The following is a 14,259-nucleotide window of genomic DNA, read 5'->3' as shown; positions in this document are numbered from 1 at the left end:
GACTCACTAAAACTGCCCTGTCCCCAACATCACCAGATTACAGGCCTCAAAGGCATCGACACCTTCTTTGATCAGTTTCTCCATCAATTCAGGATTCTCGGTGCCCGGGTTGAAAATGACTCTTTCCGGTTTTAACTGAAGCAAAAAGTCTTCATATGGAGCTTGGTTTCGTTGGCTCAGGTAGAGAGTTACGGTATGAATATCGCTGATGCCCTCTACGGTTGACCGAATTTCAGAACCAGCCACTTCTCCTTTTTTAATACCTACGGGAATAATCTCATGCCCGGCGTTGACCAGTCTGTGTGCGGCCATGAAAGAGTATCTCGCCGGATTATTACTGGCTCCCAGAATTAATGTTCTCATGAAAAAACAAACATTATCACGCTCCTTAAGGTTTCTGTGTTGAAAACAATTCGGTTTTCAAAATTGCGGATTAAATTGGGGCAAAAAATGAGAATATGCCTAAGGGAACGCACGATGCGATAGAAGACCGCCGGAATGAAGATGTCATGATCTATGTCAATGGAGAGTTTTTACCGAGAAATGAGGCAAAAATATCGGTTTTTGATAGCGGTTATCTCGTGGGTGATGGCGTTTGGGAAGGTATTCGGTTGCATCATGGTAAATTAGTTTTTATTGAGAAACATCTTGACAGACTCTGGCAATCGGCCAAGGTGATCGGCATAAATCTTCCCTTTAGTCGGGAAGAACTTCTGGAGACCATTTTTGAGACGTTGAGAAAAAACGACATGTACGATGGCGTGCACCTCAGAGTAATGGTGACTCGCGGGATCAAGAAAACCCCATCTCAGGATCCGAGATTGACCATCTCCGGGCCTAATTTGGTCATCATTGCAGAGCATAAAATTGCTTCGTCAGAGACTAAGAAAAGAGGTATAACTCTCTTTACAAGCTCTTACAGAAGAGGCTCGCCTGATTATCTTGACCCACGACTGAATTGCCATAGCAAATTACATGAGGTTCAGGCCCTAATTCAAGCCATTGAGGCTGGGGCTGATGAAGCCTTGATGCTTGATATTCATGGCTTTGTGGCTACTTGTAATTCCACCAATTTCTTCATGATTAAAGACGGAGAAGTATGGACGTCAACAGGTCAATACTGCATGAATGGCATCACCAGAGGTAATATTATCGCTGTTTGTGAAGCCAATGGAATCGTATGCCGTCAGAAAAACTTCTCACTTTTTGATCTTTACGGAGCTGATGAGGCTTTTGTGACGGGTACTTTTGGTGGTGTAACAGCGGTCATTAAGATTGATGGAAAGTCCGTTGGTGATGGTCAATCAGGTGCTTTGACTCAAAAAATTAGCGATTTATACGAAGCTTTAATTGTTCAGGAAACTAAATGACAAAACGAATTAACCTATGGTCTGGCCCAAGAAATATCTCAACGGCCATCATGTACTCATTTGCCCAAAGGCCAGACACCAAAGTGGAAGATGAGCCGCTCTATGCCTACTATCTCAAAAACTCTGAGGCACGGTCTTACCACCCCGGAGCAGAGGATATTCTGAATTCTATGGATGCCGATGCCGATAAAGTGTTGTCGAGAATAAAGAATGATCATAGTGCTGAGGTCTTTTTTTACAAGAACATGACCCACCACCTGCTCACTATGGATGATGCTTTTTTTGAGGGATTTCACCAAGTGATTTTAACGCGTGACCCGGTGGAAATGCTTCCTTCCTTTGCCGCGGTTATTGAGAATCCGACCATCGACGATGTGGGTTATCAGCGGCATACAGAGCTTATTGAGAAATTACAGCGGGATAGTACGCCTTTTGTGGTCATTGAAGCCGAGAGTTTTTTGAACAATCCAGAGGAGAAACTGAGAAAACTTTGCGAAGCGATTGATATTCCGTTTTACCCTGAAATGCTTTTCTGGTCTGCAGGGGCTAGACCTGAAGATGGCGTTTGGGCACCTTATTGGTATACCAACGTACATAAGTCAACCGGTTTTATGCCTTTCAAAAAGAAGACAGAACCTTTTCCTGAGCATTTGAAACCTCTTTTAGGCGAGTGTATGCGGCATTATTTGAAGTTAAAAGCAATGGCTCTTTGACTGATTGAATCTGGTCTTTACCTTTGGTCGAGATATAAAAAAGAGTGAAACTAAAGCACTACCTCGTAGATTTTTGGGATAAGCTGATTCTGATCAGAAAAAAGCTGGTGAAGAGAATTGACCGGGCTATTCTCCTTGTCTTATTTGTTGGTTTTGCTCTGTCCATTTACCAGATTGCTTTTCCTAAAGAAGGCCAGGTGGCCAGTACGGTTCTGGCTATTTTGAGAAAAATTCCTTGGCTGGCCATGACGCTTTACCTGGTCAAATGGTTTTTACAGCATTTCATTAGGAAATCACCCAAGATGTTTGATCGGCGGCAGCTGCCCGATCTCACCTTTGCCGGGCTGCTGTTTCTTTATGAAAAGCTCAAATATCATGTCGAGTTTTTGTATTCAGACTGGTTTCTTTATGTGCTGCTCAGTGTCTTTTTTGTAGTTAGAATTATCAGGGAGGGCCATATCATCAAAGACAGACGCCTTACGCCCTCCATGCTTTTTGGCTTTAGTTTTGCCATGCTCATTTTTGTGAGTACGGCTTTACTGTTGATTCCTGACGTCACCACTCATCAAATGACTTTTGTGGACGCCCTTTTTACAGCAACCAGTGCGGTTTGTGTAACGGGTCTTGCGGTTGTCGATACTGCTTCGGCGTTTACGCCTTTGGGTAAAGATATGTTGCTGGTTATGATTCAGATTGGTGGGTTAGGGTTGATGACCTTTACCAACTTTTTTGCGGTTCTTTTTAGAGGCGGAATGTCTTTTAGAAACCACCTTATTCTGAATGATATTATTCAGCCTGATCAGCCTAATTCTTTGGTTTCAACTCTCGTGAAAATTGTAGGTTATACCTTAATTATGGAGGCCATTGGCGTTTTTCTGATTCACTATGTCAGCAATGAGAAGTTCTTTACCAATTCTTACGATTCCTGGTTTTTCTCAGTTTTTCATGCAGTTTCGGCCTTTTGTAATGCCGGATTCAGCACGCTCCCTGACGGACTTTTCAATGGAGGTTTTCGGTATAATTATCCTTTTCAGATCATCATTTGCCTGCTGGTGATTTTTGGTGGAATTGGCTTTCCGGTGGTTATTGACTTGTATAATACGGTGAGAAGTCTTTTCAGAAGTTTGTTTCAATGGCTTTTTATGAGACAGCGTTTTGTTTTTCTGGCCAGAAATCTCAATGTACATTCGAGACTGGTTTTGACCTCAACCACCATTTTACTGGTACTGGGTATGATTCTCTATTTTGCCACAGAGTACAATAACACATTGCAGGATCACCCCACCATTTTTGGCAAGTTTACACAATCGCTTTTTGGCAGCGTTACCCCCCGAACAGCGGGTTTCAATACCGTTGACATGGGCGGATTAATGCAGGGAACTATCTTGGTTTATCTCTTACTGATGTGGATTGGAGCCTCGCCGAGTAGTACCGGTGGAGGTATCAAAACCACCACGTTTACGATTGCCATTTCAAACATTGTAGCTCTGGTGCGGGGCAAAGGCCGGGTTGAGCTTTTCAAAAGAGAAATCTCAGAAGACTCCATCAAAAGGGCTTTCGCTGTGATGTTTATCTCTTTTCTGATTATCGGTTTAGCGGTATTTCTGATCAGCATTTTTGAACCGGAGCAACAGTTGACCAAAATTGCTTTTGAGTGCTTCTCGGCCTACAGTACTGTTGGTTTATCTCTGAATTTGACGCCGGAACTGAGCACACCGAGTAAATTCGTGCTTATCGTGACCATGTTTTTGGGTAGGGTAGGTATGTTTACCATACTTTTCGGGCTTTTCAAAAAAGTAGGAAGCAGCTCTCACCGTTACCCGAAAGAGAACGTTTTGATCGTCTGATCAACGAAAAATAAAAAAAGTAAAGACATGAAATACATTGTCATTGGTTTAGGAAATTTTGGTTCAACCCTCGCTACCCGCCTGACTGGAATGGGGCACGAGGTATTTGGTGTGGATAACGGACTTGAGATTGTAGAACAATACAAAGACCGCATTACCCATACCATTTGTCTTGACAGCTCAAAGCCTTCCAGCCTGAATTCGTTGCCGATTAAAGACGCAGATCAGGTCATTGTGGCTATTGGGGAAGATGTGGGAGCTTCCATTCTTACCACAGCTATGCTAAAGCAACATAATGCTAAAAGTATCATTGGCCGTGCCATAAATCCCCTACATCAAACGGTTTTGGAGTCCATCGGTATCGAGACCATTTTCAATCCTGAGAAAATTGCTGCCGAGCAGTTTGCCAAGCAATTGGAAATGAACAATGTTGTCGAGTCTTTTGACCTCTCCGAAGACTGTAGCATTTTGGAAATTGAAGTGCCAAAACGTTATCTTGGAAGAACTGCGGGTAATATCGACTTTATGGGTACCTATCACCTCAAGCTAATTGGTATTAAGCGGTTTGTGACCAAAAAGAATATTTTGGGAATGATGAGTAAATATTCCACCGTAAGTATTGATCTTGATCCTGAACATGAGTTCAATGAGTCAGATATTCTGGTGTTAATGGGTGATATCAAAAACTTCCAGAAAATGATTGGTCGTGACGACGACTAAGTAAGATGCTGAAGCTTAAAAGAGTCCACCATATCGCTATTATTTGCTCTGATTATCAGAAAAGTAAAGCTTTTTACAGCCAAATTTTGGGTTTTGAAGTTCTCAAAGAAACTTTTCGTGAAACCCGACAATCTTACAAATTAGATCTCACCCTTAATGACGAGTATGTGATTGAGCTTTTCTCTTTTCCTGATCCTCCTTCAAGAGTTTCAAGACCCGAAGCCGCAGGTTTACGTCACCTTGCTTTTGAGGTAGAAAACGTTGAAGTTGAGCGTCAGAAATTAATTGATGCAGGAATAACAGCTGAACCCATCCGAATTGACGAAATCACCGGAAAAAAATTCACATTCTTTGCCGATCCGGACGGTCTCCCGCTGGAGCTCTACGAAGGCTGATCTAAGCCTGAGTTTAAAGTTTTTTGTTCAATATTCAGGTTGCCGGATTTCAAATGTACCGTTCTTATCGGGAACGGAATCTCTATACCTTCCTGATCAAAACGCTCGTGCAGTGCTTTAATAAACTCGTGTTTCATGAGGTATTGACTTACAAAATCACCTGCTCTAAGGATGATGTTGAAATTGATACTGCTATCGGCAAATTCATTATAACGAATAAAAGGTTCATGATCAACCACCGCTCCTTCAATGGTTTGTTGAATATGCTTTCCTACTTCAATGGCTACTTTTTCCACTTTTTTTAGATCAGAGTCATAGGCCACACCTACCGGAACCAGAACTGAATTTTGAGAATCAGGCAGGATGAAATTTTTGACTATGCTACCAGCCATTGTACTGTTCGGAACAATTATAATGTGATTACCCAAGGCTCTTATAGTCGTATTTCTCCAGGAAATATCTTCCACGAAACCTTCATCACCCGTATCGAGTTGGACATAATCACCAGGCTTTAACTTTTTTGCCGCCAGCATTTGAAGTCCCGAGAAGAGATTACTCAGTGTATCTTGCAAAGCCAGAGCCACCGCCAGACCTCCAACTCCCAAGGCCGTGAGGGCCGGAGCAATCGGTATATTCAGGTAGTGCATGATAAAAAGCAATCCCAGAATATAAACCCCAATTTTGATAATAACGGTAAAAATGGAGGTTTCCGGTAAGGCTTTTCCGATACTGAAAAGGTACATTTTCGCCAGCTCATTGATCAGAAAACCCAATGCCCATGTTACGCAGGCGATGCTGAACGTAATAATTCCTTTCTTAATATCCGGTTTGTACTCGGGAAAAAGGTCACTGTAATGATAAGCTACCCAAACGCCCACAACCCAGAAAAGAGGAACAATCACTTTCTCCACAGCAGTGATCAAGGCGTCATCTATACTGTTGTTGGTTCTTCGGGCAAACTTATGCAGAGAAGGAAAAACGGCGGCTTTCAATATTTTACCTAAAAGCCAGCCTCCGGGGAGGGCTATCAGCCACAAAACAATATCAATGATTAGTTTTTTATCCATAAAGATTAGAAATGCTTCTGTAGAAATATCAGTCTATTTAACAGTATTGACGCCAACTTTTGTTTCCTGATTTTAGTCAATTATGTCTTCAAAAAATGGAAGCACTTCAGAAATATTAGTGAAGTTATATTTCGCTTCAGAGTTCTCTGTACCCACTTTTATGGTGTAAGCAACCTCATTCAAAGCTCTGAACATATCTTCGTCAGTTCGGTCATCGCCTATGGCCAGTACAAAATCTCCTTTTTCCTGATCGTAAATTTCACGAGCGGCAGACCCTTTATCTACACCTGTCATCCGTACTTCCACTACTTTATTTCCATCAATCACCTGAAGCGGCATATTATTATTGATGACCCGGTAGAGCGAATCAATGAGCTCTCTTGAACGTAGGAAGCCAAGATCTTTGTCGGCATTTCGGTAGTGCCAGGCTACTGCGAAATTTTTCTCCTCAATAAACGATTTGGCACATCGGTGTACATTGAGTTTCATCTGGTGATAAATCTCCTGACGCCATTCTGGTCTGAAAACCTTCTCTGTCAATTTCCAATCTTCTCCCTTCATTTTCTTGGCGGCACCATGCTCTGTTACCAAATTGATGGGTAAATGACCAAGCCATTCATTTAGTGTATCCCGGTCTCTTCCACTTATCACAGTAACTATGTTCTTAGGGTCAGAAGCAAGTTTTTCCAACATATTCAGTACACGCTCATTCGGCTGAGCCAAATGAGGCTGGGACTGAAACGGCATCAGTGTTCCGTCATAATCGAGGAAGAACATACGTTTGTCCGCATTATCATATTGCTTTTTTATATCTCTTTTCACTACGGGTCCGGCTTGTCTTATTTTTTTACTGGCCTGAAGTGCTTTTACATTACTAAGTTCTGTCATAAAATCCTGAGCCCACATGTTTACATCATAAGTTCTGATTCGTTCCTGCATAATTTCAAGATGACGGCTTTGCATCATTAATGGCATATTTAGGGCTCTTTTTATGCCTGTTGCAAGTTCATCCAGGTCGGTAGGGTTAATGAGAATGGCTTCTCCAAGCTCCGCCGCCGAGCCAGCCATCTCACTCAAAACAAGTACTCCTTTCAAGTCTTTTCGGCTGGCGACAAATTCCTTTGAAACCAGATTCATTCCATCGCGTACAGGTGTAATCAAGGCTACATCACACCCGGTATAGCAGGCACAGAGCTCATCAAAATTGAGACTACGATACTGATATACTACCGGTTGCCAGCCCATTTTACCAAAGGCTCCGTTAATCCGGCCAACTAACTCCTCCAGTTTTCGTTTGTTTTCTCCGTATTGCTTGATCACATCACGTGAAGGCACGACTACCAGATTAAATGTTACTTTCTCATGCCACTCAGGGTTTTCTTTTAGAAAATGCTCATAAGCCCGAAGTCGGTTTCCGATACCTTTTGTATAGTCAAGACGGTCTACCGAGAAGATGGTTTTCATATTCGGCATCAGATTGCTCATCTGCCGTTTGATTTTCTTGACCTCAGGCTTGTCAAATGATTTGTTAAACAGATGGTAATCAATACTTATTGGGAAAAGGTCTGATCTGATAGCCCTGTTCTCAGTTTGAATGAGCCTTCTTTTACTTTCATATCCCAAAAGCATTCGAACCGACTTTTGAAAATGAAGCACGTAATCATTGGTATGAAATCCCACCAAATCTGAACCTAGCATTCCTCTTAAAATATTCTCACGCCATTCACGTGGCAGCATTCTGAAAATCTCAAAAGACGGAAAAGGAATATGTAAGAAAAAGCCGATTGTGGCGTCGGGAAGTTTTCTTCTCAGCATCTCAGGCAACAAAAGAAGCTGATAATCATGAACCCAGATAACGTCGTCTTTTTGATAATTCTCAATGATTTTTTTGGCAAACATTTCATTCACCTTGTAGTAAGCCTTATAGTCAGACTGATCATATTTGGTGAAAGTCGGGAAATAATGGAAATGTGGCCATAGAGTAGAATTTGAGAAGCCACTGTAGTGTTTTTCCTTGAGGTTTTTTGGAATAAAAACAGGTTTGATGGCATCCGTTTTTTCGGCCAATTGTTCGCTTGCCTTAGCCCATTCTTTCTCACTAAAGTCCGCGTTACCATACCAATGCATGTCGCTGAAATCCGCGGAAGAGTTTTCCATGTAACTTTTTAATGCAGAGACGAGACCGCCACTACTCATGGTCAGTTTAAATTCGTCATCTTCCTCACTCAGTTGATAAGGAAGTCGGTTTGATACAATAAGAAGTCTTTTTGCCTGGCTCATAGAATAGTTTTGAATAAATGAGAAAAATACAATTCTTGCCTTAAGAAACGTAAGTTGGTTTTGAGCGGTTTAAATTGTTAGAATAATACAATTTAATATTGAAAGCGATTAATAAAGCTCAATTCCTTGCTTTAAGATAGTCCTTTTTAGGGGCAAAAGCAAGGCATGAATATTTAGCCAAAGATTTTTTGGAGTAGAAAAGTACAAAAGGTTGTGATAACGAATTGGCCTTAGCCAAAGAGCTCCATAAAAACTTGTTCGAGCTTTTCTGCAGAGAAAATCTGAATTTTAAACTTCGATTTATCGAGACCTTTGAGGTTATTTTCTGAGATGAAAATTCGTTTAAAACCCAGTTTTTCGGCTTCTGAGATTCGGCCTTCTATTCGGCTGACGGCTCTGATCTCGCCACCGAGCCCTACTTCTGCCGCAAAACAGCTGGATGAAGGCACAGGCAAGTCTTCATAAGAGGAGGCCACCGCAACGCAAACAGCGAGATCAATGGCGGGATCCTCCACTTTCAAGCCTCCTGCCACATTCAGGAAAACATCTTGCGTACCCAGTCTGAAACCTCCTCTTTTCTCTAAAACGGCTAGGAGCATTTGAAGTCTTCGATTATCGAATCCGTTGCTGGTTCTCTGCGGAGTTCCATAGTTGGCGGTGCTAACCAACGATTGAATCTCTACATTCAAAGGCCTGTTACCTTCCATCATGGATGCTATACTGATACCACTGATTTGCTCTGTCCGTTCAGAAATTAATATTTCAGATGGGTTGCTCACTTCTCTCAGACCATCAGCTAACATCTCATAGATGCCCAGTTCTGAGGTACTTCCAAATCGGTTTTTGCTTGTTCTGAGCAATCGATATGCCATGTAGCGGTCGCCTTCAAAAGTCAAAACAGTATCAACCATGTGCTCCAGAACTTTAGGGCCTGCCAGGCTACCTTCTTTTGTAATATGGCCAATCATAAGTACCGGAACGTCAGATTCTTTGGCAAAAGTCATGAATTCGGCAGCACACTCTTTGATTTGAGAAACAGAACCGGCACCTGATTCAATCAATGGCGAAACCATTGTTTGAATAGAATCGACGATAATGACATCCGGCTCCAGCAATTCTATTTGTTTAAAGATGGCGTCAGTAGCAGTTTCGGTCAAAATGTAACATCGGTCATTTTGGTGCTTTAGACGCTGTGCTCTCATTTTAAGCTGTTGTTCACTTTCTTCACCCGATATATAAAGTACATTATAATCTTTCAGGCTCAGGGCTAGTTGAAGCATGAGCGTTGATTTCCCGATTCCAGGCTCGCCACCAATCAAAATTAAAGACCCGGGCACCAGACCACCACCCAGCACACGATCAAACTCTTCATCATTGGTATGAATCCGATATCGCTCAGCCGTTGTGATTTCATTGATGGTTTTAGGCTTGGCTTTAGGCTTCACGTTATTTGACCCAAAACGCCATGAACCTTTGTCCTGCTCATCAGAGGCTATAAGCTCTTCTACCAGCGAGTTCCATTGATTGCACGAAGGACATTTGCCTAACCATTTTGGAGAATTATATCCACAATTTTGACAGAAATATGCTGTTTTTGCTTTAGCCATAAAATGGAAACCTAAGAAATGGGTTCAATGCCCGAAATAAAACATATTAATTTACAATCCTGAAGAAATTCAGACATTTGCATTGCAACCAGCTCATAGAAACGGGCATCTGAGAGATGAACAGAACGTTAATATAGCGTTTCATCATACTAAGATTTTAAAAGGCAGCGTTAGATTGCCAGATTAATTAAAACACCGAAAAAATGAAAAAGTTATTTGCCGCTTTAATAGCTCTGACTCTGTTTAGCGTTTCGGCCTACTCCCAATCAGGTCTTGGAATTAAAGGTGGAGTTAACCTGACGAACATTAGTACAGACGCAGGCTCATTAAAAAATAATATCTCTGAAAGTCTGGACACCAAAACAGGTTTTGCATTTGGGATATGGGGTCGTATTGGTGATAAATTTTATTTACAACCTGAAATAATGGTTGCTACAAAGGGGGGAAAAGTCTCTGTTACCCCATTTGGCGGCGGATCACCTGAGCTGGTGGATGTAAAATACACTAATCTTGATATTCCTGTAATGATTGGGTTTAAGCCGCTGGGCTTTTTAAGAGTTATGGGCGGTCCGGTGGCATCAGTAAAGTTGTCGGAGGATATGAAATTAAGAGATGCTCTTGCAGAGTACACCACTAATACGGGCGAGGCCTTTTCCAATTCTACCTGGGGGTATCAGCTTGGGGCAGGTATTACGCTTTTGGGTTTTGATATTGACCTTAGGAGAGAAGGAGGCCTATCTGATATCAATATTATGAATTTTAATAACGAAGATAAGTTTTCTCAAAGACCTGCCGGCTGGCAGCTGACGCTGGCAAAGAAAATCCTGTAAAAATTACTAAAAACGTTTAAGCATTTACTTAGCCCCTCTGGTTTGCCGGAGGGGCTTTTTATTTTTTAGCATGAAAATTGAGCTTATTTGTTAACAGACCACCGTAACACTTAAAAGTTTGCCTATGAAGCTAATCTTACACAAAAAGATAAAATGTTCATTTATTATACTCTGGCTTCTTCAGCCATGTTCGCTGGCAGAAGCGAAGAATAAGTTATTCACTAAGGTGACTGCTGATACCACGGCGATGAATTACTACTCTTTTAATGATCACAGGGAAATTGAGTACTCCCGTTTTTTGGCACTGGCTCGCAGTCAGGTTATTAATATTTGTGAAAAAGGAGAGGTTTATCTTAAAGCTCCTGATTTGGGAAAAACTGCCGAATACGAATGGAAAGGTCCACACGGTTTCCAGAGTATTGGTAAGGATGTTTTACTTCAAAATCTATTTCCTGAGCATTCCGGCTACTACACCGCACATGTTGCAAAGGCCGGAAAAGAATATAACGCCCGAATAAAACTCAATGTGTTTAGCCTGCCTTTGTATAAAATAGGTAAAACTGAATTCAGGCCCTCAGAAAAAGTATTCGTAGCCACAGAGATTATAGAGCCGGAGACTAATTATAGCTGGCTGGATATGAAAGGTCGTGAGCTTTCCAGACTGCCGAGCCTTGAGCTGGGAGCAAGATTACCGGGAAAGGAGTACTATTACTTCAGGGCTGAAAGAAACGGATGTGCTGTAAAAAGTCTGGTTGAGATTTTGATTTCTGCTTATGAAGCTGCTCCCAAGAAATCTGTAACGGAAATGCTTCGGTCAATTAAATAAAAGTCGGAATTTGCCGGCATGATTATCCTCAAAGGCATCAGCAGGTTGCATGTCAATGGCATGACACTTTTTCCGTTTATCCTCATCCGGGAAAAAGAGCCTAATGATTACCTGATTTTTCATGAGCGGATTCATATCCGTCAACAGCTGGAAATGGGGATTTTCTTATTTTATTTCTGGTACCTGATGGAATGGTTTATCCACTACCTGCAAGTTAAAGATGTTTGGAAGGCCTATTATCTTATTTCTTTTGAGAAGGAAGCATATGCCAACGATAAGAATTTCAACTATTTAAAAAGTCGAAAATCCTGGTCTTTTCTCAAATGGCTTTGAGGTCAGATGGTCTTTGAGAAAAGCGGCTTTTGACTATCCTTTTTCAAATGTTCGTCAAAAAGCATGGCTATATTCCTGACAAACGCCTTTCCGGGTTCTTTGACCCAAAGATCAGATTGGTTGAAAGTCAATATTCCATCTTGTTCCATTGCTCGAAGCTCCCCATAAATTTCTGGATTGTCATCAGCAAAAACATCAAGCCTTTTGGTGTGGAAGTTGCACATAATGTCTTCGATAATCTCCCTGGCAAGCACTTCCTTCTCTGTCAATAGGTGCCCTTTAACCACAGGCCACTTTCCGTTTTGAAGCTTTTCAAGATAAGATTTTAAAACTTTGTCATTTTGAAAATAGGTGGTGGCTGAGTTGCCAATGGCAGAAACACCAAGTCCAATAAGCGTTTGAGCGTTTTCAGTGGTATAGCCCATGAAATTGCGGTGTAAACGACCTTCTTCACGAGCAATAAAGAGTTCGTCACTTGGTTTTGCGAAGTGATCCATTCCTACCTCTTCATATCCGGCCTTTTCAAAAAGTTTTTTACCTAGCTCGTAGAGAGCTCTTTTTTCTGCCCCACCAGGCAGATTCTCTTCAGAAAAGCCACGTTGACCGTTTCCTTTGATCCAAGGTACATGAGCATAACTGTAGAAAGACAAGCGGTCTGGTTTTAGACTGAGCGTTTTCTCTACCGTATTTTTGATGCCATTGATGGTTTGAAATGGTAACCCATAAACCAAATCATGACTAATGGAGGTGTAGCCAATCTCACGGGCTATTTCGGTGACTTCCTTAACTTTTTCAAATGGCTGATGTCGATTTATGGCACGCTGCACTTTAGCGTCATAATCCTGAACCCCAAAGCTTACTCTATTAAATCCCAGGGCATGAAGAACCTCAAGGTGTTTTCTTGTGGTATTCATTGGGTGCCCCTCAAAACCATAAGCAGCGTCTTTCGGTACTGTAACTTCTGAAAGTAAATTTTCAATCAGGTATTTCAGGTTTTCGGGAGAAAAGAAACTTGGCGTACCGCCGCCAAGATGGAGCTCTTTTAATACCGGCTTTTGGTCAAAAAGAGATAGGTACAATTGCCATTCTTTGAGCAAAGCTTCAATGTAGGGTCCTTCGACAGAATGATTGATAGTGATATGCTTATGGCATGCACAGAAAGTGCAAAGGCTCTCGCAGTAAGGTAAATGAATGTAAATGCCGATGTTTTGATCTTTCTGGAAGGTCTTTTTGATGTCAATTTGCCAATCAGGCAAGTTGAAATCCTCAAGATTCCATGCGGGCACAGTAGGGTAGGAGGTGTACCGTGGCCCGGCCACATTATACTTATTAATCAGCTGCTCATTATTCATGGCGTAAAAGTAGAGCTGTCGTAAAGCCCAAAGCATGACCTTTGTCATGTTAAAGAAGGCATGGGCTCAGGATTTTTCATCCTGAGCTTTGACTACCTTTCTCTATATTTCAACTTGGCTATCAATTGTCCGCCAGCCACTCTATCTCTTCAGCTTCAAGCACACGATCATAAATTCTAATTTCATCTATGGTGCCGAGGTACCTCGAAATTAGTTTGTTTTGAGAATGCGTTCCGCCAACGGCGATCTCGGTTTTCCTGTCATATGGATGACTGGTGAAAGGCGTGCTGGACTCCAGTTTACCATTGATGTAGATATTCAGGTTTTTGCCATCATAGGTGGTTAGTATATGATTGAACTTGCCATAGGTGATCTTAGTGTCTGTTTTTCCGGCCCAGGGCCCCACATTACGGTATACCTGAGCTGAAGAATCCGCATTGACTCCAACGTACCAGCCAGCCAAGACGCCACCGTTAAATTTTGAGATCATGATGTTGGTATAATCCACCGCTTCGGGCTTAGCCCAAACGGAAATCGTATAAGGCTCAAAACCACCAAGTGAGAGCATTTCAGGCTTGTTATAAGTAATCACATCATCTACTCCGTCAAAATAATAGGCTCCGGCACTATTTCCGAACCTGTCGTTTACGATGGTCGTACCTTTCACAGTAGCCGTAAGGCCTGTGTCGCTTATATCATCTGCATTGCCGTCAAAAGGCAAATGAGCGATAAGACCTATTTTTAGGGAAGTAGGCTCAGGTTCAGGACCGGCATTGATTTTTGAGCAGGCATAGAAGGTGCAAACGGCGAAGCCGAATACAGAAAGTGTCAGTAATCTTTTCATGATTTTAAAAGTTTTGGTCTGCGATTGATTTTTATTTCTGAACCAAATGTGGTCGGCTTACTGACAGAAGCCATA

At 41.9% G+C, this 14,259-nt stretch carries 14 protein-coding genes; 8 read left to right on the top strand and 6 right to left on the bottom strand.

Annotation, left to right across the window (positions count from 1 at the left end; translation table 11 throughout):
• Positions 1-6 precede the first annotated feature (6 nt).
• Positions 7-363, bottom strand: a complete 357-nt coding sequence (locus AFM12_RS13795) for a CoA-binding protein (RefSeq protein ID WP_055149218.1) — start codon at positions 361-363, stop codon at positions 7-9.
• 95 nt (positions 364-458) lie between these two features.
• On the opposite strand from AFM12_RS13795, the gene AFM12_RS13790 reads away from it, so the two are divergent.
• Genes AFM12_RS13790 through gloA2 form a run of 5 tightly spaced genes read left to right on the top strand, consistent with a single transcriptional unit; the run spans position 459 to position 5,045 of the window.
• Positions 459-1,370, top strand: coding sequence for an aminotransferase class IV (locus AFM12_RS13790; RefSeq protein WP_055149216.1), 912 nt, complete (start codon positions 459-461; stop codon positions 1,368-1,370).
• Positions 1,367-2,083, top strand: coding sequence for a sulfotransferase-like domain-containing protein (locus AFM12_RS13785; protein ID WP_055149215.1), 717 nt, complete (start codon positions 1,367-1,369; stop codon positions 2,081-2,083). The genes AFM12_RS13790 and AFM12_RS13785 overlap by 4 nt, the downstream gene beginning before the upstream one ends.
• Positions 2,084-2,127: 44 nt before the next feature.
• Positions 2,128-3,930 (top strand): TrkH family potassium uptake protein, encoded by a 1,803-nt coding sequence (locus tag AFM12_RS13780; protein WP_055149213.1) that lies wholly within the window; start codon positions 2,128-2,130, stop codon positions 3,928-3,930.
• A gap of 27 nt (positions 3,931-3,957) precedes the next feature.
• Complete coding sequence (locus AFM12_RS13775) at positions 3,958-4,650, top strand: potassium channel family protein (RefSeq protein ID WP_055149211.1); 693 nt, start codon at positions 3,958-3,960, stop codon at positions 4,648-4,650.
• Between the two features lie 5 nt (positions 4,651-4,655).
• Positions 4,656-5,045: an SMU1112c/YaeR family gloxylase I-like metalloprotein gene (gene gloA2, locus AFM12_RS13770; protein WP_055149209.1), complete on the top strand. Its 390-nt coding sequence runs from the start codon at positions 4,656-4,658 to the stop codon at positions 5,043-5,045.
• Here gloA2 and AFM12_RS13765 read toward each other — a convergent pair.
• From AFM12_RS13765 to radA, 3 genes are all read right to left on the bottom strand, one after another.
• Positions 5,033-6,112 (bottom strand): mechanosensitive ion channel family protein, encoded by a 1,080-nt coding sequence (locus AFM12_RS13765; RefSeq protein ID WP_055149207.1) that lies wholly within the window; start codon positions 6,110-6,112, stop codon positions 5,033-5,035. The genes gloA2 and AFM12_RS13765 overlap by 13 nt on opposite strands.
• A gap of 72 nt (positions 6,113-6,184) precedes the next feature.
• Positions 6,185-8,392, bottom strand: coding sequence for a bifunctional alpha,alpha-trehalose-phosphate synthase (UDP-forming)/trehalose-phosphatase (locus AFM12_RS13760; RefSeq protein ID WP_055149205.1), 2,208 nt, complete (start codon positions 8,390-8,392; stop codon positions 6,185-6,187).
• A 230-nt stretch (positions 8,393-8,622) separates the two neighbouring features.
• A complete protein-coding gene (radA, locus tag AFM12_RS13755; protein ID WP_055149203.1) occupies positions 8,623-9,999 on the bottom strand; it encodes a DNA repair protein RadA in 1,377 nt (458 codons plus the stop codon).
• A gap of 203 nt (positions 10,000-10,202) precedes the next feature.
• Between radA and AFM12_RS13750 the strand changes: the two genes are divergently transcribed.
• From AFM12_RS13750 to AFM12_RS13740, 3 genes are all read left to right on the top strand, one after another.
• A complete protein-coding gene (locus AFM12_RS13750; protein ID WP_055149201.1) occupies positions 10,203-10,829 on the top strand; it encodes a porin family protein in 627 nt (208 codons plus the stop codon).
• A 124-nt stretch (positions 10,830-10,953) separates the two neighbouring features.
• The gene (locus AFM12_RS13745; RefSeq protein WP_055149199.1) at positions 10,954-11,655 is read left to right on the top strand and encodes a hypothetical protein; all 702 of its coding nucleotides are present in this window, start codon (positions 10,954-10,956) and stop codon (positions 11,653-11,655) included.
• A gap of 18 nt (positions 11,656-11,673) precedes the next feature.
• Positions 11,674-11,988: a hypothetical protein gene (locus AFM12_RS13740; RefSeq protein ID WP_055149197.1), complete on the top strand. Its 315-nt coding sequence runs from the start codon at positions 11,674-11,676 to the stop codon at positions 11,986-11,988.
• 2 nt (positions 11,989-11,990) lie between these two features.
• Here AFM12_RS13740 and hemN read toward each other — a convergent pair whose 3' ends face one another.
• Both hemN and AFM12_RS13730 read right to left on the bottom strand, forming a co-directional pair.
• Positions 11,991-13,388 carry an oxygen-independent coproporphyrinogen III oxidase gene (gene hemN / locus AFM12_RS13735; protein WP_229308509.1) on the bottom strand — a complete coding sequence of 466 codons (1,398 nt, stop codon included), beginning with the start codon at positions 13,386-13,388 and terminating at the stop codon, positions 11,991-11,993.
• Between the two features lie 73 nt (positions 13,389-13,461).
• A complete protein-coding gene (locus AFM12_RS13730) occupies positions 13,462-14,184 on the bottom strand; it encodes a LamG domain-containing protein (protein WP_055149193.1) in 723 nt (240 codons plus the stop codon).
• Positions 14,185-14,259 lie beyond the last annotated feature (75 nt).

This window comes from Jiulongibacter sediminis, assembly GCF_001306455.1.
Lineage (GTDB): Bacteria > Bacteroidota > Bacteroidia > Cytophagales > Spirosomataceae > Jiulongibacter > Jiulongibacter sediminis.
This window is presented reverse-complemented; position numbering and strand designations above follow the sequence as displayed.

Bases quoted from the DNA above. Each gene is read 5' to 3' on its own strand.
- radA (WP_055149203.1), bottom strand. From the start codon at position 9,999: ATGGCTAAAGCAAAAACAGCATATTTCTGTCAAAATTGTGGATATAAT.
- AFM12_RS13730 (WP_055149193.1), bottom strand. From the start codon at position 14,184: ATGAAAAGATTACTGACACTTTCTGTATTCGGCTTCGCCGTTTGCACC.
- AFM12_RS13790 (WP_055149216.1), top strand. From the start codon at position 459: ATGCCTAAGGGAACGCACGATGCGATAGAAGACCGCCGGAATGAAGAT.
- AFM12_RS13760 (WP_055149205.1), bottom strand. From the start codon at position 8,392: ATGAGCCAGGCAAAAAGACTTCTTATTGTATCAAACCGACTTCCTTAT.
- gloA2 (WP_055149209.1), top strand. From the start codon at position 4,656: ATGCTGAAGCTTAAAAGAGTCCACCATATCGCTATTATTTGCTCTGAT.
- AFM12_RS13795 (WP_055149218.1), bottom strand. From the start codon at position 363: ATGAGAACATTAATTCTGGGAGCCAGTAATAATCCGGCGAGATACTCT.
- AFM12_RS13765 (WP_055149207.1), bottom strand. From the start codon at position 6,112: ATGGATAAAAAACTAATCATTGATATTGTTTTGTGGCTGATAGCCCTC.
- AFM12_RS13740 (WP_055149197.1), top strand. From the start codon at position 11,674: ATGATTATCCTCAAAGGCATCAGCAGGTTGCATGTCAATGGCATGACA.
- hemN (WP_229308509.1), bottom strand. From the start codon at position 13,388: ATGACAAAGGTCATGCTTTGGGCTTTACGACAGCTCTACTTTTACGCC.
- AFM12_RS13745 (WP_055149199.1), top strand. From the start codon at position 10,954: ATGAAGCTAATCTTACACAAAAAGATAAAATGTTCATTTATTATACTC.
- AFM12_RS13750 (WP_055149201.1), top strand. From the start codon at position 10,203: ATGAAAAAGTTATTTGCCGCTTTAATAGCTCTGACTCTGTTTAGCGTT.
- AFM12_RS13785 (WP_055149215.1), top strand. From the start codon at position 1,367: ATGACAAAACGAATTAACCTATGGTCTGGCCCAAGAAATATCTCAACG.
- AFM12_RS13775 (WP_055149211.1), top strand. From the start codon at position 3,958: ATGAAATACATTGTCATTGGTTTAGGAAATTTTGGTTCAACCCTCGCT.